The organism is Streptococcus sanguinis (genome assembly GCF_008329445.1).
GTDB classification, from domain to species: domain Bacteria; phylum Bacillota; class Bacilli; order Lactobacillales; family Streptococcaceae; genus Streptococcus; species Streptococcus sanguinis_O.
Genome location: NZ_VIBR01000003.1, coordinates 210,970 through 237,831, shown reverse-complemented (window position 1 = coordinate 237,831; position 26,862 = coordinate 210,970). Strand labels below are relative to the sequence as shown.

The window sequence follows — 26,862 nt, the reverse complement described above, 5'->3', positions numbered from 1 at the left end:
TTATCATGATGGATTTCATTAGAGCCGATTTTTACCGGCTCATGCGTTCAAAAGGCTTTTGGATTACTGAGTTTTTACTATTCTGTGTGATTTTCTCAGCAACCTTCTTCCAAGCAAATATTCATTTAGGAGTAAATATCTCCAGAAATGAGGCTGCTACTCAAGCTCTAGGAAAACTAACCGGCCTTCAAGCTCTGGACTATTTTGCAGGCAATACAGACGGTCTGCTCTTTTTCACCATCATTGGTATCGGTATGGTCCTTGGAGTGGACCTGTCTCGGAAACTTTATAAAAACTGTCTGAGCTATGGCATCTCTAAGCTCAGCTATTATTTTTCTAAATTCTTTGTCTGCGTTAGCATCGCAGCCTTTCACTTCCTGATGATTTTATCTATCTCCTTTGTGACCGCTAGTCTGTCCAACGGAATTGGAAGTGCCCCCAGCTCTTTTTTGCCTCAGCTGGGAACTGCTCTCTTCATTCAATTTCTCAGCACGGTTGCATGGATTGCCATCATTTCTTTTGTACTCTATGCCAGCCACTCCATCGTGTCTATCTTTCTGACCTATTTCCTTGGTGGTACCTTACTGACTATTCCCCTCATCTTTTACCCGGACAATGAATGGCTGATCTATCTGACTCTGCGTTTTAACACAAATATGGCAGCAGATGGCGGGGCTGTTATCAAGGCTATCCTGACAGTGGTAACGGTCACCCTGCTCTTTCTAGGTGGCGGGCTGATGGTTTTCAAAAAGAAAGATTTATAAAAAGCAGGAACAATCTTAATCATTCAGAGGAGATTTCATGTTACATACTATTCAGGCGGAACTCTACCAGCTTGTCCGCTCCAAACCTTTTTGGCTAATAGAAGGCTTGCTCTTTTTTCTCATTTTCATCAACTCTATTGGTGAAAGCAACTTTAATTTTTATATTTCTACATCTTCTGATCCAGAAGAAATAGTCATCCAAAGTTGGACAGGATTTGAAGCTCTCGGGCAGCTTGCCAAAGAGTTCCTACCCTTTGTCATGATTACTGTCCTTGTGCTCATCATCTTTCTGCTAGGTCGTGACCTGACTAGAAAACTATACAAAAATATATTGGCTAGCGGGATTTCTCGAAAAGAATTTTACTTATCTAAAATAGCTGTTCTTGTCACAATTATCATCTTTCAACTAGTGGCAGCCTTTGCTGTAGCCTTTATCTTTGCAAGCCTCTTCCACGGACTTGGGACTATGCCAAAGAACTTTTTCTGGAGCTTTTCCTTTTCTTTCTTTCGCTCCTTTCTCTTTATTATGACCTGCAGTTCCGTAGTTACCTGTCTCCTCTATCTGACCCGCTCCACCCTAGCCAGCTATCTCGTCTTTTTCGCCCTGATTATGCTTCAGTCTAGCCTCGTCACCGTTTTCCCTCAGATAAATTCTGAACTATTCTTATTCCTTATCCTAGCTGGTTCTCTCTTAGGTGGTTACCAAGCCTTTCAGCACAGAGACTTATAAATTTAAGCAGTCAGCCCTTTGGCTGCTTTTTTATTGCTTTTGGATTGGTTCTGCATTTCTTTAGAAATATTTTAGAATTTCTTGAGAAATATTTGAAGTCTAGCTTGTATACTAAAATCAAACCTAAGAAAGCGAGAATATACCATGCAAACTGTTTTAGAAGTAAAGCAAGTTACCAAACAATATGGCCAGCAATATGCCCTTGACCATGTGAGTATTTCGATTCAGAAAGGCGATATTTATGGACTGATTGGCAAGAACGGGGCTGGCAAAACCACTCTTCTCAAGACCATTAGCCGGCTCATTCATGCCAACAGCGGAACCGTGTCTGTCTTTGGTTCGCAGAACTCTAAGGAATGGAATGAAGCCCTGCGCAAGATAGGAACCGTCATTGAAACACCGGTCGCTTACAATCAAATGACTGCTTATCAAAATCTCAACTACTACTGCAAGGTCCACCAGATTGCCAAACCTGACCAGCTCATCAAGGAAACTCTGGCCTATGTCGGATTGAGCAATACTGGTAAAAAGAAATTCCGCAACTTTTCGCTAGGAATGAAGCAACGCTTGGGGATTGCTATTGCCCTTATCAGCAAGCCTGAACTCATGATTTTAGACGAGCCCATCAACGGCTTAGATCCGCTTGGCATCAAGGAATTTCGACTGATGATTCAGCGACTCAATCAAGAGTTGGGAATCACTTTTATCATTTCCAGCCACATCTTGTCTGAGCTTTATCTGGTAGCCACCAAGTTTGGCGTGATTGACCAAGGACGGCTTGTTGCAGAATTCACCAAAGACGATTTTGACCGAGCCAGCGAAGATTATATCGTCCTCAAGACCAGCGATAGAGAACAGGCTGCCAATCTCATCCAAGGCAAGCTCCACTATCAGCTCAAGGACGCTGATAAATCTGACGAACTGCACATTGTCGCCCAAGAGCAGGAACTAAATGACATCAACAGGGAGTTGGTTCTATCCAACATTCATGTCAATGGTATCTATGCAGCTCACAAAGATTTAGAAAAATACTTTACAGATTTAGTCCAGTAAGGAGAAAAAACCATGTTACATACTTTTCAAGCAGATTTTTACCGTTTCTTTCGTTCCAAGGCTGTTTGGATTACCGAATTCATCTTTCTACTGACGACCTTGAGCGCAGTCTTTGGCAAATTAAATGCCGTCCAGCTTATACAAGCGGTGTCCAACGCTATCGGTAACAATACTTTTATCATCATTATCCTCTCTATGGTCGTCATCGGGACAGATCTGAACAAGCAACTTTACAAGAATACTTTAACCAGCGGCGTTTCCCGTACCAGTTTCTTCGTCTCTAAAGCCCTAGTCATGGTCTGCGTAACGTTCCTGCAGTTGGCTCTCTATTATAGCATCAACTTTATCCTAGCAGCCATTCTAAACGGTATTGGTGATTTATCCGCCACCTTCCTGCTTCAGTTTATTCTTCTATTCTTTGTGCAGTGCCTGACTGTCATTGCTTGGACAGCCATTATTTCCTTTATTCTTTATCTGAGTAAATCTATGATTGCTGCTCTGGGAGGTTACCTTTTCTGCGCATCCTTAACCGGAGCTCTTGCTCAATTTTATCCCAAATCTTTATGGCTGCAGCATTTAACCATGAGCTTTGATTTTGAGACACTTCAAAGCAACGGTGTAACCTTAAGAATTGTTCTAATCGCCTTGTTTTTGGGGACCGTCTTCACAGCAGCAAGCCTCTATACTTTCCATAAAAAGGATTTATAGTAGAAAATGAGCTAGTTCTTGACTGGCTCATTTTAATCTCTTCAATTACATATTTCTTTAGAAATATTTTAGAATTTCTTGAGAAATATTTGAAATTTAGTTTGTATACTAAAAGTATAAACAAAGTAATTAAAGGAGAAACATCATGCAAAATGTTTTAGAAGTGAAAGGACTCACTAAAAAATACGGAGATCAATATGCTCTGAAAGATGTCAGTCTTTCCATCAAGAAAGGAGAGATCTACGGTCTCATCGGAAAAAACGGTGCTGGTAAGACCACTCTGATCAAAATCATCACGCAAGTCATCTATCCTAGCGGAGGGACCGTATCTGTCCTGGGCTCTCAGAACCAACAAGAATGGACCAGAGCCCTCAGCCATACTGGATCTGTCATCGAATCCCCTGTAGCTCATGCCCACATGTCGGCCTATGAAAATCTGCGCTACTACTGTACCGATCGGGGCATTCCAAATGCTGACAAAGTCATCAAAGAAACCCTGCAATATGTCGGCCTGACCGATACTGGAAAGAAGAAATTCCGTAATTTCTCTCTGGGGATGAAACAGCGGTTGGGCATTGCCATTGCCATTTTGGGGCGTCCCGACTTGCTCATTCTGGACGAGCCCATCAATGGTTTAGACCCCGTTGGGATTCAGGAATTTAGAGAAATGGTCAAGCGCCTCAATCAAGAACTGGGCATCACCATCATCATTTCCAGCCATATCCTGTCCGAGCTTTATCTAGTCGCAACTCGCTTTGGTTTTATCAATCAAGGGCATTTCATCAAGGAGCTGTCTAAGGAAGAATTTAACCGAGAAAGCGGCGACTATATCATCCTCAAAACGGATAATATCAAGCAAGCTGCTCATTTAGTGCAAGACAAGCTAGGCTACCAGCTCAGACTAACCAACAAGGAAGATGAGCTACATATTTCCGGCCAAGTACAAGAAATTCGCAAGATTGCCAAGGAATTAGTCCTAGCCGACATCCCAATCGGGGAAATCTACTACGCCCACAAAGACTTAGAAAAATACTTTACAGACTTAATCAACCAACAAGGAGGAAACACTCATGTTTAATAGTATCAAGGCGGATTACTACCGTCTCTTCCGCTCCGTAGGATTCTGGGGAGTGCAGGCTTTCTGCATCAATGGAATTCTCCTCGCCATTTTCACTTCCCAAGTCATCAGTTCCGACAACGGTATCTTTTTTGCCATAGATGTCGTCTCCTACAACATTGGCATGATCTTTATTGCCTGCAATGTCATGACTAGCTTGCTTCTCGGTGTTGATCTCAATTACAAACTTTATCACAATAACCTGACTACAGGCAAGACTCGGACCCAGTATTACTTCTCTAAATCACTGACTATCGGTAGCTTACTTCCTCTACAATTCATATTGCTCTACATTTTTGGTATTGTCATCGAATTTGTCCGAACCGGCGGTAATATGGGAACCCTGCCAGCTAATTTCTGGGGACAATTCGCAATACTCTTTGTCATGCAGGTCATCTGTACCTATGCTTGGTACTGCATTACCAGCTTTGTCCTCTACTTGACTCGAAACTATAGTGTCGTCTTTATCACCTATATCATGACCTACATCTTACTCGGCCTCCCTAGTCAAATGGTTGATGCCAATAATGAATGGTTCAAGGCTATCAAGATGGAGTTCGTCTACGGAGACGCTTCAATACCAGGTGTCATCACCAGAACAGCTATCTTTGCTCTCAGTCTGATCACGGTCTTTAGCTTAGCAGGACTGGCTACACTGAAAAAGAGAGATTTGTAAAATAAAAACTCAGCTAATCACTAAATTAGCTGAGTTTTTTTGAGCGGATTTTAATTGGATGATGAGCAGATTTCACCTTTTCTGGTCTAGCCCTCTTTATCGGCTTTCTTTCACTGCTTCCAATCTTGCTTTTTCAAGAACAGACTGATGCAGACTCCTAGGATAAGGTAGAAAGTGACAAAGGTAAGACTGGCTGCCAGACTGGTCGGATATGGAAAGATCTTGCCCAGAGGAAAAAGAACATTAGATAGAAATCCGAGAGGAACAAAGAGCAAGAATAAAATCAAGGCTAGCTTAACCTGAAAAGAAGGTCTTACCTCGGATAGATTGCGGCCCGTTCCCCACACCAGCAGCCCTACTCCCTGAACGATCAGCACCGGCGTTAGCAAGATACTGATCTTGAGAAAATCAGCTAGGATAATGGAGAGGATGATGCCCAGACCGATAAAGCCAAGAGAGAGCTGATAGCAAATATTGCTGGCTATTCTCCTGTGCTTGATTGACTGCTCTTCCTCTTTCTGTACTACAGGCTCAATTCCCTTGAGCAGATAGTCTGTGGTCACCGCAAAATAGTCACTCATGGAAATGATCTTATCCAAATCAGGCATACTCTGCTCGCTCTCCCACTTGGAAACGGCCTGTCTGGACACACCGAGTTGGTCGGCTAGCCCCTCCTGCGAAATGCCCCGCGCTTTCCGCAGGTACTGGATTCTGTCTGATAGATTCATGGATTGTTTTACCTATTCTTTCTTATTTTTTATACTCTCTTTCATTGACACTTATTATAGCACAAGGCGGCGAGACTGCAAAGTCTGATTGTCATCTCTTCATAAAATGCTAGACTTCTTCTTTAGACGGAAGAGCTTTTTCCTCCCTCTCCGTCCGATACCAGAGATAGATACTATAAAGTGTCAGAAGAATCACACCTCCAAAGTAAAGGAAGGGATTGACTTGAGAGAAATCCAATTGATTGTTAGCTTGAGCTATGCCAACAAAAGTCGGGATGAGGGTGTTGGAGAGCGCATGAAAGATGTTACAAGCAAGGGCAGACTGGGTCTTCTTATAAAGTGCAGCAAGCCAGAAAGAGAGAAAGATACTGAAAATGATAAAAACTGAGAAAAGATCATGGCTTCGATCATAAAAGCGATCGTAAAACCATAGAGGAATATGCCAGATGGCCCAAATAATACCGGTCATCAAGGTAGAGACAAAAAAAGAAAACTTTTTCTCCAAGGCCGGCTGTAGAAAGCCGCGCCAGCCAAATTCTTCAATCCCGCCCGATAGGACAATACAATAGATAAAAAACCAAGGAAAGCTTACTAAAGCGCCGTCTACCAGCTTGCCGCCAGAAGCTAGGGCATAGAAGGCAGTCAGACCGCCACCATAGATTAGCAAGTAGAGCCAGGTCTCTTTCTTGCCTGAAAAGAGATAGGAGCAAATGGCCTTGAAGCCTTTCTTTTTCAGTACAATCAGGCTGGCCAGCATAGGCCCAAACATAGCAATGCCATTTAGAATAGCTTCAAGAGCTAGATAGGCTGTAGGTGGACTGTCTGGCCAAAGGTTTTTGAGGATAATGTCCAGCAGCCAGAATCCCCATGTCCAGCCAAAGTTCCAAGCCAGGAACGGCAAAATTAGTTTTGGTTGTGGTTTGATAGTTGTTTCTGTATTCATGAGAATACCTCCTTATAATATAATTAAACTCAAGTTTTTAATCCAAATCTTCAAAGACAGCGACTCGTTCATTCCGAAATCAAAAACTTGGCTTCTGCTTTCAGATTAACAAAAAAGCCAGTTGCCTTTCTAGCGACTGGACTTGGAATAAAGAAAAAATCTAGTTGCTTTTTGGGGGATTGAACTTGGAATCATTGTCAACTGTCAGTTGCAAGTCAGTTATATCAAGGGTTTAGAGTAGTTGGCTGATTTTTCACTTTGACTGTTAAAATGACCTCGCTGATATGACTTGCTTTTCAAATCACAAAACAAAAAGGCATCTTTATCATGCCTTTCTTCGACTTAATCTAAAAATAAACCTCCGCCAATTCAAAAATTAGCTGAGGTTTTTTGAGCGGATTTTGAGGCTAGCTGATAGAGCTGAGCCTTCCTTATTTTGCTTTTTCAAGTCTTTTTTACAATGTCACAACTAGTTCAAACCAGTCGTCCTCGGCTTTCATTGTCAAGTCCCCGCCTAGGATTTCGACTAACTGCTGGGTGATGTATAGCCCCAGCCCTGAAGACTCCTCGCTGCTGGATAGATTTTCTGAATAAAAGCGATTGGTCAGCTTATCCAGATATTGGATAGGCTGCTGGACGATATTTTTGACAGTAAAGATACAATGCTCGCCCTCTTTTTTCAGCGAAATACTGGCGGCCTTACGGCCGTGTTTGAGGACATTGCTTATCATATTTTGGACAATGCGCTCTAGAATTTCTGGGTCTGTCTCTAGCTCTAGACCTTCAGCCAGCTCTACCTGCAGGTCAATCTGGGCTTTCTGAAAGGCATCATAATAAGTAAAAAGCTGCTGAGTTACTAGCTGGGATATATCTGTCGGCTGGACATTGGCCCGAATGGCACCCTCCATCAGCCGGCGATACTCCATCAAAGCTTCCAGCCGTTTGGACACCATTCCCAGACTATCTGCAATTTTGACTAGCTGCTGACTTTCCTGACTATCATCCTTCAGCAGCTGCTGGGTATAGCCGCTGGCAATGGTCAGAGGGGTGCGGATATCATGGGCGATATTACTGATAGCCATATCCAGCGTCTTCTTTTCCTGCTGGACAACAAAGGTCGTCTTATCTAGCTCCCTAAAGAGCAGCTCTGCTTCCTCTGTCAGCTCCAAAATACTGGGGGCATGGGCAGCAGGAGCCAGACGATTCTGGCTCCCTGTCTGCCGCTTTCGACGAATCTGATGTGCCACATCCTTGACCGCCAGATGATAGCGTATGAAACCAATAGCCAGAAACAGACTGATAAGGGCAAATAAAATCACTAACACCAACATATCAGTCCTCCTTGAGCCGGACACCCAGTCCCCAAACAGTCTCTATGTATTCCTCTGTCGGGTCCAACTGAGCCAGTTTCTTACGTAGATTGCTGAGGTGGGTATTCAAGGTATTATCCCCAGGCAGATAGCTCTCTTCCCAGACCTGCTCAAAGAGCTCTTCCTTGGTGTAAATCTTCTTGGGATGACGAAGCAAGAGCTGGAGGATATGATATTCTTTCTTGCTCAGACGGACGCTTTTCTCACCGCAGACCGCCTCAAAGGTAGCCTTGAGCAGACGGATATTTTTAAAGGACTGGCCTTCTTCTTCGCCAGTCAAAGCCTGCTGGCTGCGCAGCTGCACGGTGATACGAGCAAAAACCTCATCCAGATTGAAAGGTTTGACGATATAATCATTAGCACCATTCAGCAGATACTGGCTAACCAGCGCTTTCTCACCAAGGGCCGTCAGCATAACCACAGGCACCGTAGCATTGCTGCTGCGAATTTCCCTCAACACTTCATCGCCGTTCTTCCCCGGCAGCATGATGTCCAGAAGGACCAAATCAATCTCCTCCCTCTCAAACAGCGAAATGCCCTCCGTCCCTGAATAGGCAGAATAAACCGTGTGTTCCTTCTGAAAAAGATCTTTTAGAATTTCATGAATATCACTATTGTCTTCGATGAGTAAAATATGAGCCATAAACACTCGCCTCCAGAAATTTCCTATCACTAGTGTAGCAAGGATAAGAGGCTAAGTCAATAAAAGATGGACTATTCGAAAAACTTTAGAAATATTTTAGAATTACTTGAAGGATATTTGAGAATCGAACTTTAAAATAGAAAGAAATAAGAAATGCATGTGCTATAAAAAGGAGGCTCAATATGTTTAAAATTTTTTGCAAAATCGTTTTTAAAAGTATTACTTTCGCCCTTGAGGGCTAAGGAAAAAAAGCTGAGACATTCATATCTCAGCCTTTTTTCTATTTCACAGATTCTCCGTTAGTCGCGATGACTTCCTTGTACCAGTCAAAGGATTTTTTCTTGGAACGTTTGAGTGTTCCCTTTCCTTCATTGTCCCGGTCCACGTAGATAAAGCCATAGCGCTTCTTCATCTCGCCAGTGCCGGCTGATACTAGGTCGATACAGCCCCAGGTCGTGTAGCCCCAAAGCACCACGCCGTCCTCATTGATGGCTTCACGCATGGCCTTGACATGGGCCGCCAAGTAGTCAATCCGGTAGTCATCAGCCACATAGCCATTTTCATCCGGAGTATCCACTGCACCCAGACCATTTTCCACAATAAACATGGGCTTTTGATAGCGATCCCAGATGGTATTTAGCGTAATGCGCAAGCCCAGCGGATCAATCTGCCAGCCCCACTCAGAAGCTTCCAAATAAGGGTTTTTGAGAGAAGCAAAGATATTGCCCTCGGTCAGCTCATTAACCTTAGGATCTCCCGAAGCTACCCGGCTAGAGTAGTATGAGAAGGAAATGAAGTCCACCGTATGCTCCTTGAGCAGCTGCAGGTCTTCTTCTGTCATCTCGACAGTGATACCCTCGCGCTCCCAAGCTTTCTTGGCATAGTTAGGATATTCTCCACGCGCCTGCACGTCGATGAAGAAATAGTTTTTCCTGTCTTCCTCCATACCAGCCCATATATCGCGTGGATGACAGGTATTAGGATAATTTTGACCCGCCGCTAACATACAGCCGACCTTATTTTCCGGATCAATCTCATGAGCCAGCTTGGTAGCAATAGCTGAGGCAACCAGCTCATGATGGGCTGCTTGGTACTTGACCTGCTCCTCATTTTCGCCTTCTTCAAAGCAAAGCCCCGCCCCCATAAATGGTGCATGGAGGATCATGTTGATCTCATTAAAGGTCAGCCAGTACTTGACCAAGCCCTTGTAGCGGGTAAAGAGAGTGCGGCAGAGACGCTCGTAAAATTCTAGCATCTTACGGCTGCGCCAACCACCATATTGTTCAATCAAGTGCATGGGACAGTCAAAGTGAGTAATGGTCACTAAGGGCTCAATACCGTACTTATGGCATTCCTTAAAGAGGTCTTCGTAAAATTTCAAGCCAGCTTCATTGGGCTCCAGCTCATCCCCCTTAGGAAAAATCCGGCTCCAAGCAATGGACAAACGATAGGTTTTAAAGCCCATTTCCCCAAAGAGCGCAATGTCCTCCTTAAAGCGATGGTACATGTCAATAGCTTCCTTGGCTGGGTAGAAATAGCCATCCTCAAAGTCAAACATCTTTTTCTTACCAGTGATGATGGCCAGACGGTCCTCACCAATCGGCACCACATCTACATTGGCCAGCCCTCGACCATCCGTATCATAAGCACCTTCACACTGGTTAGCAGCCGTTGCTCCGCCCCACAAGAAACCATCAGGAAAAGTCAGTTTTTCGGTCATCTCTCTACCTCACTTGATTTGATAGTCCTATTATACTAAAAAGAGGACAAAATGTTTGGAACTATCTGGGTAATGATAGGCCTAAGCTGGCTTATATGTTTGATTAAAAAAACAAGCAAGAGATTAAGAGTTTTGTTATAAAGTTGTAAACTATCACAATCTTGTGATAAGAAAGAAGAGTGAGGTTAGAAAAAGTATATAATCAGAAAAACGCATATTACTATGCATTGAAAAATCTTGATACTGGGTGTTTTATTGCTGAAATATTTACTTTATTTTCTGATAAAACTGACTTTTAAGCCAGATTCAATATTTTCCTAAATCTACAACTTGTTGATATCTACTTTCATCATCAATATGATGGGCAATTTCTAACATCATAACAGGAAGAGAAAATAGTAGTTCATGTACCATGAGGGCGTTTTCTTTATCTAGGGTTGCGGTCACTTCATCAGCCAATAACAGATTTTTTCTACGAAGAAGAAAACGTGCCAATTCAATCCTTACTCTTTGTCCCCCAGAAATATTCTCCCCGTTATTTTTGATAATAAAATCCATCCCACCCGTCAATTCAAAATCTAGTTTGACTTGTTTCAAAACAGCAAGCAACTCTTCCTCAGAAAATTCTTGTCCTAAGGTCAAATTATAACGCACTGTATCATTAAAGAGAAATGGATGTTGACTAATAATTCCTATACTGGATACAAAACTTGATGTACATTCATTAACAGTTGTAACGCCGATAATTTCTCCCTCATCTGCTATTTCTTCTCCAGTAATGAGTCGAAACAAGGTTGACTTACCACAACCACTCGGTCCTTTGATTAAAACTTTCTGACCTGCTTGAACATCCAAATTTAGATGAGTAAAAAGTTGTCTGTCACCATAGGATTTACTTAAATTTTTAATGTGTAGAGCATTCAATTCTTGCGCATCTTTTTTATCTATCTGTTTTACATCTCCAATTTCTAATACTCCAAAAATCTTATCTGCTGTCGTTTTTGCCCCTTGTATATCTACAGCATCATACATAATAGTCTGAATAGGGCTCACTAGCTGACCTGCTGCGATGTACATGGCAACAAGACTTGCCACTGACACTTTCTGCCCAGCCATAGCAAAGTAAAAACCTAAAACAAGTGGTAAAACTTGGCTTAAAAAGACCATGAAACCGTTGCAAAAGAAAATTATATTATGGGTAAAGCAAAATTTTTGAATGGCTAGTTGATAATGTCGATTAATCTTCCAAAATCTGTTCTGATTTTCAGAAATTGCTTGGTTCATGAGTAGAGTATGTGCTCCTCGGATACTATCAGATACTTGATTATGCACTTCTACTCTGCCTTGAGCCATGTCATCACCAGTATGTTTGAGTCTTTTACTCATCAAGAACTGAGGAATAGGACGTAAAATAGTGAAAAAGACAAAAATACTACCTAGTAACAAATTTTGCGAAATAATATAAATCGCTGTTAGTATTGCTACAAAGCTCCAGCAAATGATATTGACGTATTTTTCTAAGTAATTATCCCCCAAATACTCCATATCTTGTGTGAGCATGGTGATTTTTTCATCTTCGTTAAAATCTTTTTTTATCATCAGCTTGTCAAATAAATCTGCCCTCATATTCATTTGAATTTCACGTCGAAAAACATTATGTGTATGATTACAAAAGAGCATTAAGCTATACAAGACGAAGTATACTGTAAAGCCAAAAATAGCAAACTGTATGATTTTAGAATAAGTCAGTTCTCCTTGATTTAAGGACAAGGCTTGTGATACGACTAAGGGTTGAGCAAGAGCTAAACCTCCATTTGCCAGTGCACCGATGATAGTATAAAACTTCGTTTTCTTATCCAGATAGTGAAATATTTTATTCATAATGCCCTCCTAGAAAAAGAGAGAGGCTAGCACTCCTCTCCATTTTTATTATATAAACTTAACAAATATTACAATTATTGCTTACAACTTCAGGTTTTTTTACAACCTTTTTGTTTTTCTTGATAGACATTTTTGCTTACCCCTCTCTAGTCCACATCTAAAATATCTTCATAGCATCCGGAAATAGCATAAAGTGCTAGATTTTTACGAATTTTCTCTTGCATATTCTTACAAATCACAGAAGAGCTTAATTTCGTAATATGCTTGGCCATTGGACAAAAGCCTGATTTACAAACCAAAACAAAGGGACATGTTTTACAATCTTCTCTAACAGATAGAAACCATTCTTTCATATGAATCTTGTTTTCTACTGTTATATTTTTATTATAAGATTTTAGAAAAACGCTGTCAATTGTTTATATGTAATTGCGTTATATTAAAAAGACCGGATTGCTCCAATCTTTCAATAGTTCATATTCTCACATTCTGTTTTAAGAATAGCTAAGGTTATCTTCAAATGACTAAGCCCCTTATTTCATACGATAAAAATCAATCACTAGACCAGCAGGTCCTTTAACTAGCAACGATTCTGTTCCCCAATCAGTTACAGCTGGGCCGTGTAAAATCTCGGCACCAAGCTCTTTCAACCGTTTGTAGTTCTGCTCTACATCCTCAATCTCGATGTGAAGAATGATGCCTGACTGAAAATTTTCCAAAGGAATCAAATGATTTTGAGACAACATGAGACAGTGACTGCCAATCGTGAACTGAGCAAAACCATCATCAACATAATCGGCTTTTTTATCAAAAATACGCTCCAAGTCAGCACAGACTTGGGGAACATCTGAAACGATAATATCTAATTGATTTAAATTCATTTACTATTCTCCATAAAAAGACCGGATTGCTCCGATCTTTTCAAGTTCCGCTCTAAGAAAATCAAGTTATAAACAAGACATCGAAGCGCAGGCAGTACTACTGTACGGCAAGGTAAAGATAACACAGTTTAAATTTGATTTTCAACAAGAAGAATTATTTAATTGCGCGTGATTGCAATCCTTCTTCTTCCAAGAAGAGACGGAATGGTACGAGTTCTTCTGCTTCGTATTTTTCCTTGAAGGCTTTCATAGCTTCTTCTGAGTGAAGTTTTGGATCGAGTTCAAGTACTTCTACTGGAAGCGGACGGTGTTGAGTGATGCGGGCATCGATAACAACTGTCTTACCTTCTTTGTTGAGTTTTACAGCTTCTGCAACGACTGCGTCGATGTCTTCGATACGGTCAACTGTAAATCCAACAGCTCCTTGAGCTTCAGCGATTTTCGCATAGTCAGCATTAGGGAAGTCACAACCAAACAAGTGTTTGTTTGTGTCTTCGTATTTGTCCTTGATGAAGGCATATTTACCATTTGAGAAGACAACGTTGATAACTGGAAGGTCGTATTGAACGTTTGTGATAACGTCTGGGTAGCACATATTGAATGCACCGTCACCCATGATGTTCCACACTTGGCGATCAGGATTGTCTTTCTTAGCAGCGATACCACCAGGAAGGGCAATACCCATTGTCGCAAAGAGTGGAGATGTACGCCACATGTTCTTAGGTGTCATGTGAAGGTGACGAGTAGATGTTTGAGTAGTGTCACCTACGTCGATTGAGTAGATAGCGTCTTGGTCAGCATGTTTATTGATAGCATTGTAAACTTGGTACAATTGCAATTCACCCTCAGTTTTACCTTCGAGTTTGTTCATGTAATCGCGCCAGTTTTGGTTGTTCTTCACATTGGCACGCCACCATGGAGTAGACTCAACTGCATCTACCTTGTCAAGGATAGCTTTAGCTGCCTGACCTGCATCTCCAAGGATAGAAGCATCAAGGGCATGGCGTTTACCAAGTTTGTAAGGGTCGATATCCACTTGGATGAATTTTTCAGTATTCTTGAAGGCTTCGTACACTTCAGCAAATGGGAAGTTTGAACCAAGGAAAAGAACTGTGTCTGCTTCAAAGACCACTTCGTTGGCTGGTTTCCAACCAACACGGTAAGCAGAACCTGTCAAACCTTCGTAGTTCCATTCGAAAGCTTCAAAGTTTTTACCAGTTGTGATGATTGGTGCTTTGATTTTACGTGACAATTCCGTAATCACTTCACCAGCTTTAACACCACCAAATCCAGCGTAGATAACTGGACGCTCAGCCTTGTTCAAGATTTCAACTGCTTTGTCGATTTCAACTTCGTTCAAAGCAGGAGCGATGAATGAACGCTCGTAAGAACCTGATCCGTAATATGAGTTTTCGTCGATTTCTTGGAAACCGAAGTTTACTGGGATTTCAACAACAGCTGGACCTTTTTTAGAAACGGCAGCACGGCAAGCTTCGTCAATCACTTTTGGCAATTGCTCAGCGTAAGCTACACGTTTGTTGTAAACAGCAATACCGTTGTACATTGGGTTTTGGTTCAATTCTTGGAAGGCATCCATGTTGAGTTCGTTGACTGGACGTGATCCAAGAATAGCAAGGAATGGAGTATTATCCATAGCTGCATCGTAAACACCGTTAATCAAGTGAGTCGCACCTGGACCACCTGAACCAACTGCAACCCCGATTGAGCCGCCAAATTTAGCTTGCATGACCGCTGCAAGAGCACCTGTTTCTTCGTGGCGAACTTGCAAGAAACGGATATCTTTGTCTTCAGCCAAAGCATCCATAAGTGAGCTGAGTGTTCCTGATGGGATACCGTAGATGGTATCTACGCCCCATGTTTTCAATACGTTGAGCATTGCTGCAGATGCAGTAATTTTTCCTTGAGTCATAAGAATAACTCTCCTTCAATAAATTAAATTTTCAGTTATTGAAAACATTTCCATTTGTGAATGAAAACGCTTCAAGAAACTTTACTATATCAATTTACCATGTTTTTTCTCACTTGTATAAGAATATGCTCAGAGATGCTCAATCCCTATTACATGACAGATGTTCTTTTTGAGAAAATTTCACAAACTTATAGTAGAATAGGATATTTTATTATAATTTGCATGCACCTCTAAGACTTGTAGCTGTAGGAAATCGAACAAAAAGAGACTGGGACAAAAGTCCTAGCCTCTTAATTGTTTTTGGATTGTCGAGCAAGACGCAGTGGTTGAGTGGGCTCTACTACATTGATTTCATTAGCTTTTACAGCCCTACTCAACTGTGCGGAGGTGAGACGACGAAATCGAATTCTAACGAATTACCGATTTCTGCCCCACTCTCTTTTTATTTCATTTAATCAATTTTCGCAACATTGAGAAGCAGCGAGCTAGTCAAAACAGACACAGAACTTAAGGCCATGGCAAGACCTGCTAGTTCTGGATTGAGGGTCAATCCCAGTCCTGCAAAGACTCCAGCAGCAATTGGAATCCCAAGGATATTGTAGATAGAGGCCCAGAAGAGATTGAGTAAGATCCTGCGGAAGGTCTTTTGACTCATGTCAAAGGCGCGCACAACGCCAAGTAAATCATTTTGCGTGAGCACGATGCCACCGGACTCGATCGCAATATCCGTTCCAGATCCCATAGCGATCCCCACATCCGCGATCGAGAGAGCTGGAGCATCATTGATCCCATCTCCAACAAAGGCGACCTTGCTAGCTTCTTGCAGTTTTTGGATGGCGCTAGCTTTTTCTTGAGGAAGGACATCAGCAATGACGGTGTCAATTCCCACTTGCTTAGCAATAGCTTGGGCCACCCGTTCATTATCCCCCGTTAACATGACCGTTTTCAAGCCCCGTTCTTTGAGCTTTTTGATCGCTTCTTTTGAGCTGGCCTTCGGAGCATCTTGAATGGCAATCAAGCCAATCACTTGCCCATCCACAGACAAACTAATCACTGTTTTGGCCTGCTCTTGCAACTCTACCATCCGTTTTTCAAGCTCCGGATCCATCGCTGTCCCGTCATGAAGTTTGCCATTTCCCAAGGTCACCAACTGCTGGTCGATCTGACCTTGGACCCCTTTTCCTTCAATCGCTTGGAAGTTTTCCACAGGGAATAACACCAAACCTTTTTCTTCTGCTTGGGATAACACCGCTTGGGCTAGTGGATGTTCTGAAAAAGTTTCAAGACTAGCAGCCAGTGTCAAGACACGCGCTTCATCTCCTACAACATCGGTTACAAGTGGTTGGCCAATGGTAATAGTCCCTGTCTTATCAAACACAACGGTTTGAATCTTTTGCACTTCTTGAAGAACCGTTCCATTTTTAATCAGAACCCCCATCTTGGCACTACGGCCGGTTCCGACCATCAGGGCTGTTGGGGTTGCTAAACCAAGGGCACAAGGACAGGCAATAATGAGGACAGAGACTGCATAGAGCATGGCCTCTTGAAGCGACGCGCCCAGAAGCACGGACCAAACCCAGAAAGTCGCAATGGCCAAAATCGTCACCACTGGAACAAAGATACCTGAAATCTTATCCGTCAAATCTTGAATAGGAGCACGACTGGATTGGGCCATTTTGACAAAGTCCACAATTTGAGATAAGAGGGTCTCACTACCGACTTTTTCAGCCTTAAAGAGAATGGTCCCATTGCTGTTGATAGTGGAGCCGATAACTGCATCACCAACTGATTTTTCCACAGGCAAGCTTTCACCTGTCACCATCGACTCATCAATGGTCGTACTTCCTTCTACAATCGTCCCATCAACCGCAATCTTTTCCCCAGGACGGACCCGAATCAAGTCATCAATTTGGATATCTTCTGCCGCCACCTCGACATAGTTCCCATCACGGAGAACTTGAGCCGTTTTTGCCTGCAAATCCAACAACTTTTCCACAGCCTCAGAGGCATTGTTACGCATCCGTTCTTCAAAGATTTGCCCTAAGAGGATAAAGAAGATGATAAAACCCGCAGCCTCAAAGTATACTGGCTGACCAGTAAAAAGGGCAAATACACTATAGACATAGGCTACCAGGGTTCCAAGAGCTACCAAGGTATCCATATTGGAATGGTGCTTCTTAAATGAGGCCCAGGCACTCTTGATAAAAGGAACTCCTGCTACCAACATGATCGGCGTTGTCGCTAGAAAAGTCCCCCAGCGACTGACTGTATGGGATACAAATCCTGCCATCATCCCGATCATCAAGATCAATAAAGGAAGGGTAAAGATACTAGTAATCCAAAAGCGATCCCGTAAACTTAAGACACGACGGCGTTTTTCCACAACCGTGTAGGAACCCTTTTGCATCTTCATTCCACATGAAAACTCGAAGTCCCCTGTTTCTGTCGGGGTAAAGGATATCACCTTATCCACACCGACTTCCAAAGGCTCTAAAATCCCCTGATCTTCAAACAAAATTTCCTTGTAACAGCCGGAAGGATTGACCCGATGGAAGGTGATTTCAGCAGGGATCCCTTTTTGAAGTTGAAATTCTTTGGGACTATAGCCCTTTTCTGCTGTAATACGGATCTTTTGCACTCCGTTTTCCACAACTGCTTTTTGTTTTTCTACCATACCTACTCCTTTATTCCACAATCATGTGACCATGCATCATGTTCATTCCACATGAATACCCATATTCGCCCGCTTTTTCTGGCGTAATTTCAATGACATGTTTTTCACCTAAAGGCAAATCTTCATGAACGCCAAAATCTGGAAAGATCACTTGAGCCAGACATGAAGATGGATCCTTGCGATTAAAGATGATCCGGGCTGGAACATTCTTTTTCAGGACAATGGTTTCAGGCGAATAGCCCCCCATGACTTCGACTTCAATTTCTTGATAACCTGATTTCTGACGAGCGTGGCCGCTTACCTTTTCATGCTCTGCAAAGAACCACCAAGCAATAAAGACAACCACAAGTAAACAAACAATACTAATCAACAATCCAAACATGGAATTTCCTTCTTTCTACTACATACAATTGCAAGGGACTGTTTCGACAGCCTCTGCTTTCTTTTCTTCCAGGACCTGCTGCAGCTGATTAAGATCTGCAAGCGTAAAGTCACTCGCCTGAATCAAGTTTTCAAGCACCTGGACAATCCTTTTGGAGCAAACCTTGTCTTTCACATCCTCAACGACCAAGTCTAAACTCTGGTCCTGCTTCAACAAAGCCGAGTAAACAAAGGCTTTGCCTGATTTTTCTCTAGTCAAACATCCTTTCTCCACCAAGCGGGTCAAGAGAGTCTTGACCGTCGACTTCGACCAGTCAAAGCGCTCGGACAAGACGGCAATCAAATCCGTGCTGGTCTGCTTGCCTTCCATCCAGATAATCTTCATGATGCGCCATTCCGCATTGGAAATTTGCATGACCTCTCCTTTCTAAATCTACATTTGTAAATCTTATAATCCTATTTTACCCCTAAGATTTACATTTGTCAACCAAAAGTTTTAAAAAAATCTTCCTTTGAAGATTTGTCTGGTTGGGCTTTTTTCGCTCCCTATTTTTATCTCTATAACGTCTCCTGCAAAGCCTTGGACAGGGCTGCATAGCCAGAAATGGTCAGATGGAGGCCGTCAGTTGTGTAGTCTGGGCGCAGCTGACCTTCCTCGTCCAGAAAAGCAGCGTAGAGATTGATAAACTGGACGTTTGTGTAGGCGCTGGCCAGCTGGCGATAGGCCTGATTGAGTGCCTGAATCTTTTCATTGCTGCGGACATAGACCGTGCTCTTGTAGGCTGGAGCTTCATTGACAGGCAGGACCGACAGCAATTGGATCTGAGCCAGAGGATAGTCACGAGAAATCTCCTGAATAACGGCTTCTAAATTAGCTAGCGTTTCTGTCTGAGGCATCTCCTTGCCAATGTCATTGGTACCTATCAGGATAAAGACCTTATCCAGAGCCTGCCCAAAAAGATGGGCATCTAGATTGTCTAAAAGCAAATCAGTCTTATAGCCCCGAATGCCACGGTTGACCAGTCTTTTATCCGTCTGCAGGAGCTCATAGAGAGGATAGTATTCCACAATGGAGTCTCCGATAAAGATGATGTCTGGCTCCTTGACGGAGAGTTGATTGAGTTCTCTGTAGTTTTGCTGCAATTTTGCCTGCTCCTTGAGAAGCCATTCTTCTAATAATTGTACTGCCATTATTCTTTTTCCTCTTCTAAGTATTGCTCAATCACCTGTAGAACACCGGCTTCTGTATTGGCCGGTGCTAGGTAATCTGCTACCTTTTTGACCCGCTCATCCCCATTCTCCATAGCGTAAGAAATACCAGCTAATTCAAGCATTTCTATATCATTTTCACTATCGCCAAAAGCCATGATTTCCGAGCTTTGAATCTGCCACTTAGCCATCAGTTGCTGCAAGCCCCATGCCTTGTGCATCCCATCTTGGAGGATGTCAATGGCTCCATAACCACTAGCAACCGCGCTCAATCGGCCTGCAAAATGCTGATTAATCAGACGAGCATGCTCTGCTGCTGCAGCCTCTTCTACCATCATACTCATTTTCAAGACCTTGTCAAGGGGATAATCCTGAAGGCTTGGCACAAAGTTCATCCGCTTATGGAAAAGCTGGGCCATTTCCTTGGTCATGACTTTTTCAATCAAGGGAAACTCTGTCCCCTCTTGGACAAAGCCGCCTCTTTCAGAGGTCACAACCAGCTGAAGCTCCCTTTCACGCCCAGCAAAGTAAGCCAGCGCATCCCTAATCAATCCAGGTTCCCAGAAACTGCTCATGCTTAGCTGGTTCTTTTCAAAAATCCTCGCTCCGTTGGCGACTACCAAGGTCATGCGTTCTACCAAATCTCCCAATAGCAGTCGCATCCGTGGAATTTCATTGCCAGTAGCCACCACAAAGCGAATGTCTCTCTTCTCCAGCTCATCTAAAATAGTAGTCAGACGAGGCAAATCCAGCTGTCCCTGTCCATCCAGCAAGGTTCCATCCATGTCTGTCGCTATCATCTTTACAGTCATCTTTTTATCCATTTCTATCTTTATCATCTGGTTTTTACTGTTCCTTTTCCAGAAGACCTCTAACTTTTAGACATATTATACTACTTAAAAAAGTAAAAAGAAAGGCGAGAAGAGGCGGATAAGACGGTAGATTTTACAAAGGGCACTTTTCAATCCTCCAGTTTTATATTATAATCATAGCTATATTCCTGTCGTAAAATTGGAGGTCCTCATGAGCAAAAAAGAAGTCGCATTCCCACGCTACCAGCAGATTGCCGTCGCCATTGCCGAGCGAATCGTTGACGGCAAATATCCTATCGGCAGCAAGATCTATGCTCGCTCTACCTTAGCCAGCAACTTCAATGTCTCCCCTGAAACAGCCCGCAAGGCTATTAATGTGCTGGTAGATTTGGAAATCATGGAAGTCCGTCATGGCAGTGGGGCCTTCATTTCCTCCAAGGAAAAAGCTCAGCAGTTTCTCAAGACCTATAAAGATGTCAACTCTCTGCAGGACCTCAAAAGCAAGCTCCACCAGAGCATCCAGCGCCAAGAGGAAGAATTTGCAAACTTTTCCCAGCTCCTTAACCAGCTTCTCAGCCGAACTAAAGATGTCCAGCAGCGCTTCCCTTTTAATCCCTACGAGCTGCAGCTCTCAGCAGACGCTATCAACCTAGGAAAATCTATCAATGAACTCAATATCTGGCACTCGACTGGCGCTACCATTGTCGCAGTTCAGCAGGGCGACCAACTCCTAATCTCGCCTGGTCCTTATACCAAGCTAGAAGCCGGCAATACCATCTACTTTGTTGGCAACGAATTATCAGTCGGTTTGATGCATAATTTATTTTTTAATGAAATTGAAACAAACAAGTGAATCAGCGCTTGTTTTTTCTTTGTCAAAAAAACAGAATAGACAGGCAAATCCGCTGTCTGACAAGGTTTTTGCGGCTTTCAGAAATATTCCAGAAAATCACTGTCATTTTTTTATAATAGCCGAAAAAGGCCGGTCTGACAGTCTTTTGAGTTTGACAAAGTGACCACACAGTGTTATACTGTGATGGTCTTTTAAGTGACAACTCTATAAAATAAACATGTAGTCACTTGTGCAAAAGGAGAAATAAGTTGAATAAACTAGAAGTAAAACATTTGACTAAAATTTTCGGAAAAAGGCAAAAGCAGGCACTGGAAATGGTGCAGCAGGCCAAAAGCAAAACGGAAATTTTAGAAAAAACCGGTGCTACTGTCGGAGTTTACGATGTAAACTTTGAGGTTCAGGCCGGAGAAATTTTTGTCATCATGGGACTGTCCGGTAGTGGGAAGTCTACCCTTATCCGCCTGCTCAACCGATTGATTGACCCGACATCAGGCGACATTTACATCGACGGTCAGGATGTGGCCAAGATGAACGAAGAGGAGCTGCGTGACGTTCGCCGCCACAAGCTCAATATGGTCTTCCAGAACTTCGGCCTCTTTCCGCATCGGACCATTCTGGAAAACACTGAGTTCGGTCTGGAAGTCCGAGGTGTTGATAAGGAAGAGCGCACGCGCCTAGCTGAACAAGCTCTGGACAATGCTGGTCTCCTGTCCTTCAAGGACCAATACCCCGATCAGCTCTCTGGTGGGATGCAGCAGCGGGTTGGCCTGGCTCGTGCCCTGGCCAATAATCCTGATATTCTGCTCATGGACGAAGCCTTCTCAGCTTTAGACCCCCTCATCCGCCGAGAAATGCAGGATGAGTTACTAGATCTGCAGGCAGAGCATGAGCGTACCATTATCTTTATCACCCACGATCTCAATGAGGCACTGCGTATCGGTGACCGCATTGCCATCATGGCTGACGGTCAGATTATGCAGATTGGCACTGGTGAGGAAATCTTGACCAATCCAGCCAATGACTTCGTTCGAGAGTTCGTTGAAGATGTGGACCGCTCCAAGGTCCTGACCGCCCAGAATATCATGACAACGCCACTGACTACCAACATTGACATCGACGGACCAACCGTGGCCCTTAATCGCATGAAAAAAGAAGAGGTCAGTATGCTGCTGGCTGTGGATAGGAAGCGGCATCTCAAGGGTAGTCTGACTGCCGAAGCTGCCCGCGATGCCCGTAAACAGCATCAAGCACTGGCTGAAGTGATTGATAAGAATGTCCGCAAGGTCACTCAGGAAACCCTGATTACCGATATTTTCCCGCTGATTTACGATTCACCAGCGCCTCTGGCCGTTGTAGATGATAAGGACAAGTTAGTCGGCGTTATTATCAAAGGTCGAGTCATCGAAGCCTTGGCCAATACTACTGAATCTGAAGAATAAGGGAGGTTCGCATTTTGAATATTTTACAACAGCCAATCCCCGTTTCTCAATGGGTTGAGGCCTTTACTAACTGGGTAACCGATACCTTCTCCGGACTTTTTTCGGTCCTCCAGGCTATCGGAAATGCCATCATGAATGGGATGACAGACACCCTGCTCTTCATTCCGCCCCTGCTCTTTATCGTAGTCATCACTATTTTTACCTATTTGATTTCCAAGCGTAAGCTGGGACTGCCCCTGCTCACCTTCCTAGGCCTGCTCTTTGTTTACAACCAAGGCCTCTGGGAAAATCTTATGAACACTGTGACTTTGGTCATCGTCTCCAGTGCCATTTCCATTATCATCGGTATTCCACTGGGGATTTGGATGGCTAAGAGCAACCGCGTCGAAGCAGTTATCAAGCCCTTGCTGGACTTTATGCAGACCATGCCGGCCTTTGTCTACCTGATACCGGCCGTGGCCTTCTTCGGTATTGGTATGGTGCCTGGGGTCTTTGCCTCTGTCATCTTTGCCCTGCCGCCGACTGTCCGCTTTACCAATCTAGCCATTCGCCAGATTCCAACCGAGCTAATCGAAGCGTCAGACTCTTTTGGGGGCACTGGCAAGCAGAAGCTCTTCAAAGTCGAGCTGCCTCTGGCTAAAAATACCATCCTAGCTGGAGTCAATCAGACCATCATGCTGGCTCTGTCCATGGTCGTTACTGCCTCTATGATTGGGGCGCCAGGACTTGGCCGCGGCGTTCTTTCCGCCCTGCAGCATGCCGACATCGGTTCCGGCTTTGTCAATGGGGTATCTCTGGTTATCCTGGCCATTATCATTGACCGCCTGACCCAGAAGCTCAACCAGCCTCTGGCTAAAAAATCACCGGTCACTGCCAAGGAAAAACGCAACAAGATTATGCTCTGGTCTGCTCTGGCTGCTGTCATCCTGACAGCCTTTGTCGGAAATCAAGTAACCAAGCTTCAGCAAAGCAAAAAAGAAAAGGTCAACCTTGCCTATGTTGAATGGGACTCCGAAGTTGCCTCAACCAATGTCGTAGCGGAAGCTCTCAAGGAAATGGGTTACGATGTCACCATCACACCGCTGGACAATGCCGTTATGTGGAAGTCCGTTGCTAATGGCGAAGCCGATGCCATGGTTTCTGCCTGGTTGCCGACCACCCACGCTGCTCTCTATGAGGAGTACAAGGACAAGCTAGTGGACTTGGGGCCAAACCTTGAGGGCGTTAAAACAGGGCTAGTCGTACCAAGCTATATGGATGCCGACTCCATCGAAGACCTGTCAGACCAAGCCAAGAAAACCATCACAGGTATTGAGCCCGGTGCTGGTATCATGACCGCGACTGAGAAGACTTTGCAGGAATACAGCAATCTCAGTGGCTGGAATCTTTCTTCTTCCTCAACAGGAGCCATGACCACTGCTCTGGATCAGGCTATTAAGAACAAGGAAGATATCATCGTAACCGGCTGGTCACCACACTGGATGTTCTCCAAATACGACCTCAAATACCTCAAGGATCCTAAGGGAACTATGGGCGGCAAGGAAGCTATCCACACTATTACTCGGAAAAATCTAGACAAGGACTTACCAGAAGTCAACAAGGTCCTAGACAACTTCAACTGGACTCAAAAGGACATGGAAGAAGTCATGCTTAAGATTAACGAAGGCAGCTCACCAGAAGCTGCAGCCAAAGAGTGGATCAAAAACCACCAGAAAGAAGTCGAAAGCTGGAAGAAATAAAAGCATAGAAAAAAGGGATGAATCAAAAGATTCATCCTTTATTTTATAAGGAGCCATTCTATTTTGTTTAAGTCATTCAATCCTGATAGAGACTGTCTCCATTCGTCGCAATGACTTCTTTGTACCAATCAAAAGATTTTTTCTTGTAGCGGGCTAGAGTTCCGCTACCGTCATCCTTGCGGTCAACGTAGATAAAACCGTAACGCTTGCTGAGTTCTGCCGTGCTGGCTGAGACCAGGTCAATACAGCCCCAAGTCGTGTAACCTAGCAGTTCTACGCCATCTTCCAACGCTTCTCCTACCTGCTGCAAGTGCTGTTTGAGATAATCAATGCGGTAGTCATCTTCAACCGTTGGGCCAGTTGGACCATCCACCAAGACATCCTTGGCACCGAGACCATTTTCCACGATGAAGAGAGGCAGCTGATAGCGGTCATAAAAGCTATTCAGTACCAAGCGCAGGCCAACTGGGTCAATCTGCCAGCCCCATTCTGAGCTAGCCAGATGAGGATTCATAATACCACCTAGCAGATTGCCTCGGCCGGAAGAATAATTTTCCGGATCATGAGCCGCAACCACACTCATATAGTAAGAGAAGGAAATGAAGTCTACAGTATTTTCAGCCAAAAGCTCTTTGTCACCTGGCGCAAACTGAATCTCAATCCCATTCTCCTTGAAGAAACGATTGATATAGGCAGGGTATTTCCCACGCGCATGGATATCAGAGAAGAGGTAGTTTTGATTTTCAAATTCCCGTGCTGCTAGCACATCTTCAGGCTTAGGCGTCATGGGATAAGCCGGCATGGCAAGAACCATACAGCCAATCTTAAAATCAGGATTAATCTCATGACCGATTTTCGTTGCCAAGGCAGAAGTCACCAGCTCATGATGGACTGCTTGATAGAGGTCCTGCTTGGATAGTTCTTCAGCTGGCGTGGCAATGCCTCCGCTCATAAAAGGCGCATGGAGAACAGAGTTGATTTCATTAAAGGTCAGCCAATACTTGACCTTATCCTTATAGCGGGTAAAAACCGTGCGGACATAGCGCTCGTAGAAGCCAATCAAATCACGGTTGGCCCAGCCATTGTATTGACGCGCCAAATGCAGGGGCGTTTCATAGTGAGACAGGGTAATCAGCGGCTCAATGCCATATTTGGCCAGTTCATCAAAAAGATTGTCATAGAATTGCAGACCAGCTTCATTGGGTTCCAGCTCGTCCCCGTTTGGGAAAATCCGAGACCAGGCAATGGAAGTCCGGTAGACCTTGAAGCCCATCTCTGCAAAGAAGGCAATGTCCTCCTTATAGCGATGATAGAAATCAATCCCTTCCAGCTTGAGATTATCTGGTGTCGGCCCCTCAGTAATCAAAGGATTGCGGTCACCTGGCTTGGCTGGCACTCCGCCTTTTGGAGTCACATCCTGAACAGACAGGCCTTTTCCATCCAGATTATAGGCACCTTCATACTGGTTAGCTGCAGTTGCACCGCCCCAGAGGAAATTCTGCGGAAATTTACCCATTTGCATTTTCTCGCTTTCGTTTTTTTTATATTTATATTATAATAGTTGTCAAACATATTTTCTAACACAATTATCTTAATAAATTGTACTATTCTATGAAAGAGTGTCCCCATGATTGATTTAGGCCAACTACATAAAAATACCGTTTTTAAAAACCAAGGAACCCCTTATTCTCTGACCCGCACCATCACTGAAAATGGTCATCCAGATATTCTTTTCCACTGGCATACCGATGTTGAAATGATTTATGTCCACGAAGGAAAAGCACAATTTCATATTGACGACGACTACTTTAACAGCGAAAAAGGTGATATTATCCTGATTCGCCCTAATGCCCTGCACTCCATCCACCCCATCAACGACGAGCGCCATTATATGGACGCCATTAATTTCCATCTGGATCTGATGGGTTACTCTACCATGGATCAGGCCAGCATCAACTACCTGCAGCCCCTCTACAATGGTCAGCTGGACTTGACTCATGTGATCAAGCCCAAGGATACAGCCTATGCGGAGATTCGCCAGTGCCTCTTAGCAGCTATGGAAACAGGTTATTTCCGCAAAGCTCACTACGAGTTTCAGCTCAAAGCCCAACTCAACCAGCTCTTCTACCTGCTCTTTGAGAACGGCTATGTCATTTCCAAAGACCTGTCACCCGAAGGCTACCGCAAGGAAGAAAAGATTCGCTCCATCATCGACTACATCAATGCCCACTACCAAGAAGACCTGAATATTGACCAACTGGCTGGCATTTGTGGCTACAGCTCCACCCATTTCATGAACTTCTTCAAGAAGCATCTAGGCGTTTCCTGCATTGAGTACCTAATCCAATTCCGCCTGCGCAAGGCAGCCGAACTCCTGCAGCACTCTAATCTCTCTGTACTGGAAATCTCCAGCCAAGCAGGCTTTAATAATCTGTCCAACTTCAACCGCCAGTTTAAAAAATACTACCAAATGACACCAAGCCAGTATCGGAAGAAATGAAGCTCTAAATAGAAAATAAAAAACGAATACCTGCTAATCAAAATAAGCTAGAGGGTATTCGTTTTTTTATGCTGATTTCACAAGAAGGACAGAAATAATAGTATGTTTTTACAT

General features: G+C 43.7%; 24 protein-coding genes. 10 read left to right on the top strand and 14 right to left on the bottom strand.

Features of this window, described 5'->3' with window-relative positions; translation table 11 throughout:
• Positions 1-5: 5 nt before the first annotated feature.
• The 6 genes from FKX92_RS08150 (at position 6) to FKX92_RS08125 (ending at position 5,048) form a co-directional block, all read left to right on the top strand.
• A complete protein-coding gene (locus tag FKX92_RS08150) occupies positions 6-764 on the top strand; it encodes an ABC transporter permease (RefSeq protein WP_149566041.1) in 759 nt (252 codons plus the stop codon).
• A 37-nt stretch (positions 765-801) separates the two neighbouring features.
• On the top strand, positions 802-1,494 hold the full coding sequence (locus tag FKX92_RS08145) for an ABC transporter permease (protein ID WP_149566040.1): 693 nt from the start codon (positions 802-804) through the stop codon (positions 1,492-1,494).
• A 144-nt stretch (positions 1,495-1,638) separates the two neighbouring features.
• Positions 1,639-2,547 carry an ATP-binding cassette domain-containing protein gene (locus FKX92_RS08140; RefSeq protein WP_149566039.1) on the top strand — a complete coding sequence of 303 codons (909 nt, stop codon included), beginning with the start codon at positions 1,639-1,641 and terminating at the stop codon, positions 2,545-2,547.
• A gap of 12 nt (positions 2,548-2,559) precedes the next feature.
• On the top strand, positions 2,560-3,255 hold the full coding sequence (locus FKX92_RS08135) for an ABC-2 family transporter permease (RefSeq protein ID WP_125402290.1): 696 nt from the start codon (positions 2,560-2,562) through the stop codon (positions 3,253-3,255).
• Between the two features lie 145 nt (positions 3,256-3,400).
• Positions 3,401-4,333 (top strand): ABC transporter ATP-binding protein, encoded by a 933-nt coding sequence (locus tag FKX92_RS08130; RefSeq protein ID WP_125402288.1) that lies wholly within the window; start codon positions 3,401-3,403, stop codon positions 4,331-4,333.
• Positions 4,326-5,048 carry a lantibiotic ABC transporter permease gene (locus tag FKX92_RS08125; RefSeq protein WP_149566038.1) on the top strand — a complete coding sequence of 241 codons (723 nt, stop codon included), beginning with the start codon at positions 4,326-4,328 and terminating at the stop codon, positions 5,046-5,048. The genes FKX92_RS08130 and FKX92_RS08125 overlap by 8 nt, the downstream gene beginning before the upstream one ends.
• A 110-nt stretch (positions 5,049-5,158) precedes the next feature.
• On the opposite strand, the gene FKX92_RS08120 is transcribed toward FKX92_RS08125, so the two are convergent.
• From FKX92_RS08120 to FKX92_RS08050, 13 genes are all read right to left on the bottom strand, one after another.
• Entirely contained in the window at positions 5,159-5,776 is a 618-nt protein-coding gene (locus FKX92_RS08120; protein ID WP_125402284.1) for a helix-turn-helix domain-containing protein, read from the bottom strand.
• Between the two features lie 109 nt (positions 5,777-5,885).
• A complete protein-coding gene (locus FKX92_RS08115; protein WP_125402282.1) occupies positions 5,886-6,719 on the bottom strand; it encodes a CPBP family intramembrane glutamic endopeptidase in 834 nt (277 codons plus the stop codon).
• 455 nt (positions 6,720-7,174) lie between these two features.
• Positions 7,175-8,050: a sensor histidine kinase gene (locus FKX92_RS08110; RefSeq protein WP_125402280.1), complete on the bottom strand. Its 876-nt coding sequence runs from the start codon at positions 8,048-8,050 to the stop codon at positions 7,175-7,177.
• 1 nt (position 8,051) lies between these two features.
• A complete protein-coding gene (locus FKX92_RS08105) occupies positions 8,052-8,732 on the bottom strand; it encodes a response regulator transcription factor (protein WP_002907256.1) in 681 nt (226 codons plus the stop codon).
• Between the two features lie 280 nt (positions 8,733-9,012).
• A complete protein-coding gene (locus FKX92_RS08100) occupies positions 9,013-10,452 on the bottom strand; it encodes a 6-phospho-beta-glucosidase (protein ID WP_149566037.1) in 1,440 nt (479 codons plus the stop codon).
• Positions 10,453-10,758: 306 nt separating this feature from the next.
• Positions 10,759-12,333 (bottom strand): ATP-binding cassette domain-containing protein, encoded by a 1,575-nt coding sequence (locus FKX92_RS08095; RefSeq protein ID WP_125332610.1) that lies wholly within the window; start codon positions 12,331-12,333, stop codon positions 10,759-10,761.
• Positions 12,334-12,863: 530 nt separating this feature from the next.
• Complete coding sequence (locus FKX92_RS08085) at positions 12,864-13,211, bottom strand: VOC family protein (RefSeq protein WP_149566035.1); 348 nt, start codon at positions 13,209-13,211, stop codon at positions 12,864-12,866.
• 154 nt (positions 13,212-13,365) lie between these two features.
• On the bottom strand, positions 13,366-15,141 hold the full coding sequence (gene spxB, locus FKX92_RS08080) for a pyruvate oxidase (protein WP_149566034.1): 1,776 nt from the start codon (positions 15,139-15,141) through the stop codon (positions 13,366-13,368).
• Between the two features lie 451 nt (positions 15,142-15,592).
• Positions 15,593-17,815 (bottom strand): heavy metal translocating P-type ATPase, encoded by a 2,223-nt coding sequence (locus FKX92_RS08070; RefSeq protein WP_061594988.1) that lies wholly within the window; start codon positions 17,813-17,815, stop codon positions 15,593-15,595.
• Between the two features lie 10 nt (positions 17,816-17,825).
• A complete protein-coding gene (locus FKX92_RS08065; protein ID WP_002903781.1) occupies positions 17,826-18,197 on the bottom strand; it encodes a cupredoxin domain-containing protein in 372 nt (123 codons plus the stop codon).
• Between the two features lie 18 nt (positions 18,198-18,215).
• Positions 18,216-18,611, bottom strand: a complete 396-nt coding sequence (locus FKX92_RS08060) for a CopY/TcrY family copper transport repressor (RefSeq protein ID WP_002901456.1) — start codon at positions 18,609-18,611, stop codon at positions 18,216-18,218.
• A 143-nt stretch (positions 18,612-18,754) separates the two neighbouring features.
• Complete coding sequence (locus FKX92_RS08055) at positions 18,755-19,387, bottom strand: SGNH/GDSL hydrolase family protein (protein ID WP_002907272.1); 633 nt, start codon at positions 19,385-19,387, stop codon at positions 18,755-18,757.
• Entirely contained in the window at positions 19,387-20,244 is an 858-nt protein-coding gene (locus FKX92_RS08050; RefSeq protein WP_187759410.1) for a Cof-type HAD-IIB family hydrolase, read from the bottom strand. Before FKX92_RS08050 ends, FKX92_RS08055 begins: the two co-directional genes overlap by 1 nt.
• Before the next feature lie 184 nt (positions 20,245-20,428).
• Here FKX92_RS08050 and FKX92_RS08045 point away from each other — a divergent pair, with 184 nt between their 5' ends.
• From FKX92_RS08045 to FKX92_RS08030, 3 genes are all read left to right on the top strand, one after another.
• Complete coding sequence (locus tag FKX92_RS08045; protein WP_002914397.1) at positions 20,429-21,070, top strand: GntR family transcriptional regulator; 642 nt, start codon at positions 20,429-20,431, stop codon at positions 21,068-21,070.
• A 248-nt stretch (positions 21,071-21,318) separates the two neighbouring features.
• On the top strand, positions 21,319-22,509 hold the full coding sequence (locus FKX92_RS08035) for a quaternary amine ABC transporter ATP-binding protein (RefSeq protein ID WP_149566031.1): 1,191 nt from the start codon (positions 21,319-21,321) through the stop codon (positions 22,507-22,509).
• 14 nt (positions 22,510-22,523) lie between these two features.
• Positions 22,524-24,248, top strand: coding sequence for an ABC transporter permease/substrate binding protein (locus FKX92_RS08030; protein ID WP_149566030.1), 1,725 nt, complete (start codon positions 22,524-22,526; stop codon positions 24,246-24,248).
• 76 nt (positions 24,249-24,324) lie between these two features.
• Here FKX92_RS08030 and FKX92_RS08025 read toward each other — a convergent pair whose 3' ends face one another.
• Positions 24,325-25,770 (bottom strand): glycoside hydrolase family 1 protein, encoded by a 1,446-nt coding sequence (locus FKX92_RS08025; protein ID WP_316250854.1) that lies wholly within the window; start codon positions 25,768-25,770, stop codon positions 24,325-24,327.
• A 105-nt stretch (positions 25,771-25,875) separates the two neighbouring features.
• Here FKX92_RS08025 and FKX92_RS08020 point away from each other — a divergent pair, with 105 nt between their 5' ends.
• A complete protein-coding gene (locus FKX92_RS08020; RefSeq protein WP_149566028.1) occupies positions 25,876-26,748 on the top strand; it encodes an AraC family transcriptional regulator in 873 nt (290 codons plus the stop codon).
• The last annotated feature ends 114 nt before the right edge of the window (positions 26,749-26,862 follow it).

What these genes read in the sequence shown, in the direction of transcription:
- FKX92_RS08150 (WP_149566041.1), top strand. Translation starts at nt 6, where the DNA reads ATGATGGATTTCATTAGAGCCGATTTTTACCGGCTCATGCGTTCAAAA.
- FKX92_RS08145 (WP_149566040.1), top strand. Translation starts at nt 802, where the DNA reads ATGTTACATACTATTCAGGCGGAACTCTACCAGCTTGTCCGCTCCAAA.
- FKX92_RS08140 (WP_149566039.1), top strand. Translation starts at nt 1,639, where the DNA reads ATGCAAACTGTTTTAGAAGTAAAGCAAGTTACCAAACAATATGGCCAG.
- FKX92_RS08135 (WP_125402290.1), top strand. Translation starts at nt 2,560, where the DNA reads ATGTTACATACTTTTCAAGCAGATTTTTACCGTTTCTTTCGTTCCAAG.
- FKX92_RS08130 (WP_125402288.1), top strand. Translation starts at nt 3,401, where the DNA reads ATGCAAAATGTTTTAGAAGTGAAAGGACTCACTAAAAAATACGGAGAT.
- FKX92_RS08125 (WP_149566038.1), top strand. Translation starts at nt 4,326, where the DNA reads ATGTTTAATAGTATCAAGGCGGATTACTACCGTCTCTTCCGCTCCGTA.
- FKX92_RS08120 (WP_125402284.1), bottom strand. Translation starts at nt 5,776, where the DNA reads ATGAATCTATCAGACAGAATCCAGTACCTGCGGAAAGCGCGGGGCATT.
- FKX92_RS08115 (WP_125402282.1), bottom strand. Translation starts at nt 6,719, where the DNA reads ATGAATACAGAAACAACTATCAAACCACAACCAAAACTAATTTTGCCG.
- FKX92_RS08110 (WP_125402280.1), bottom strand. Translation starts at nt 8,050, where the DNA reads ATGTTGGTGTTAGTGATTTTATTTGCCCTTATCAGTCTGTTTCTGGCT.
- FKX92_RS08105 (WP_002907256.1), bottom strand. Translation starts at nt 8,732, where the DNA reads ATGGCTCATATTTTACTCATCGAAGACAATAGTGATATTCATGAAATT.
- FKX92_RS08100 (WP_149566037.1), bottom strand. Translation starts at nt 10,452, where the DNA reads ATGACCGAAAAACTGACTTTTCCTGATGGTTTCTTGTGGGGCGGAGCA.
- FKX92_RS08095 (WP_125332610.1), bottom strand. Translation starts at nt 12,333, where the DNA reads ATGAATAAAATATTTCACTATCTGGATAAGAAAACGAAGTTTTATACT.
- FKX92_RS08085 (WP_149566035.1), bottom strand. Translation starts at nt 13,211, where the DNA reads ATGAATTTAAATCAATTAGATATTATCGTTTCAGATGTTCCCCAAGTC.
- spxB (WP_149566034.1), bottom strand. Translation starts at nt 15,141, where the DNA reads ATGACTCAAGGAAAAATTACTGCATCTGCAGCAATGCTCAACGTATTG.
- FKX92_RS08070 (WP_061594988.1), bottom strand. Translation starts at nt 17,815, where the DNA reads ATGGTAGAAAAACAAAAAGCAGTTGTGGAAAACGGAGTGCAAAAGATC.
- FKX92_RS08065 (WP_002903781.1), bottom strand. Translation starts at nt 18,197, where the DNA reads ATGTTTGGATTGTTGATTAGTATTGTTTGTTTACTTGTGGTTGTCTTT.
- FKX92_RS08060 (WP_002901456.1), bottom strand. Translation starts at nt 18,611, where the DNA reads ATGCAAATTTCCAATGCGGAATGGCGCATCATGAAGATTATCTGGATG.
- FKX92_RS08055 (WP_002907272.1), bottom strand. Translation starts at nt 19,387, where the DNA reads ATGGCAGTACAATTATTAGAAGAATGGCTTCTCAAGGAGCAGGCAAAA.
- FKX92_RS08050 (WP_187759410.1), bottom strand. Translation starts at nt 20,244, where the DNA reads ATGATAAAGATAGAAATGGATAAAAAGATGACTGTAAAGATGATAGCG.
- FKX92_RS08045 (WP_002914397.1), top strand. Translation starts at nt 20,429, where the DNA reads ATGAGCAAAAAAGAAGTCGCATTCCCACGCTACCAGCAGATTGCCGTC.
- FKX92_RS08025 (WP_316250854.1), bottom strand. Translation starts at nt 25,770, where the DNA reads ATGCAAATGGGTAAATTTCCGCAGAATTTCCTCTGGGGCGGTGCAACT.
- FKX92_RS08020 (WP_149566028.1), top strand. Translation starts at nt 25,876, where the DNA reads ATGATTGATTTAGGCCAACTACATAAAAATACCGTTTTTAAAAACCAA.